This is a genomic window from Streptomyces viridosporus, assembly GCF_002078235.1.
Taxonomy (GTDB): Bacteria; Actinomycetota; Actinomycetes; order Streptomycetales; family Streptomycetaceae; genus Streptomyces; species Streptomyces viridosporus.
Genome location: NZ_MSGP01000230.1, coordinates 1 through 1,078, shown reverse-complemented (window position 1 = coordinate 1,078; position 1,078 = coordinate 1). Strand labels below are relative to the sequence as shown.

At 74.8% G+C, this 1,078-nt stretch carries 1 protein-coding gene; it reads right to left on the bottom strand.

Annotated elements, in window-relative coordinates; all coding sequences use genetic code 11:
- The coding region (locus B7L92_RS17140; RefSeq protein WP_081238470.1) for a serine/threonine-protein kinase at positions 1-926 on the bottom strand (926 nt) is incomplete at its 3' end.
- Between the last annotated feature and the right edge of the window lie 152 nt (positions 927-1,078).

Below are 1,078 nucleotides of genomic sequence, written 5' to 3'. Positions count from 1 at the left end.
ACGCCCGGGCGCCCGGCCGGGACCCGGCCGGGCGCCCGGGCGTCCTCCGCCTCCTCCTGCGCCGGGCCGGTGTCCGGCTCGTCCACGTCCAGCGGCGGCATCCCCTCCAGCATCGGCAGCAGCTCCCGCAGCCGCGCGCCCAGCTCGGAGGCGCGCAGCCGCGACGCCGGGGCCTTGGCCAGGCACTGCACCAGCAGCTGCCACAGCTCGTCGGGGATGCCGGGGAGCGGGACCACCGTCTCGGTGACGTGGCGGCGCAGGACCGCCCCGGGGTGCCCGCCGCCGAACGGCGTGAAGCCCGCGAGCAGCTCGTACAGGACCGTGGCCAGCGCGTAGATGTCGACCGACGCGCGCGGCGGCAGGCCCTCCACGATCTCCGGGGCCAGGTAGTCCGGCGTCCCGATGATCTTCGTGGCCCGGGTCCGGCGCGGGGTGTCGATGAGTTTGGCCACACCGAAGTCCGTCAGCAGCGCGCGGTGCGAGCCGCCCGGCCCCAGCGGGCCCTGCATGTCCAGCAGCACGTTCTCCGGCTTGACGTCCCGGTGCACGACCCCCGCCGCGTGCGCCGCGGCCAGCCCGTCCGCGACGTCGGCGACGATCGCCACCGCCGCCTCGGGCGCGAGGCGCCGCTCCCGGTCGAGGCGGGTGCGCAGGTCCGTGCCGCGGACCAGGTCCATGACCAGGGCGAGGTCGTTGCCGTCGACCACCAGGTCGCGTACGGAGACGACGTGCGGATGCTCCAGGCCGAGCAGCGCCGTCCGCTCCTGCACGAAGCGGCCGACGAGCTCCTGGTCGGAGGCGAGGTCCTCACGCAGCAGCTTGATGGCGACGGGCCCCTCGGGGCCCTCGCCCAGCCACACCGTGCCGGCGCTGCCCCGTCCGAGGATCTGGTGGGCGGTGTACCGGCTGCCGATCTTCCGTGCCAAGACTGCTCCTACCGACGCGTGTTGTCGTTAAAGCTACGCGTCCGGGGAGCCTGCCTTCACAACGGATCCGGAAATCGGCCCCCAGGTGTCGACAAGTCGGCAAACACGCCGGAGGGGTCGATCCGGTCGGCCCGGTCGGCCCGGCCCCGGCC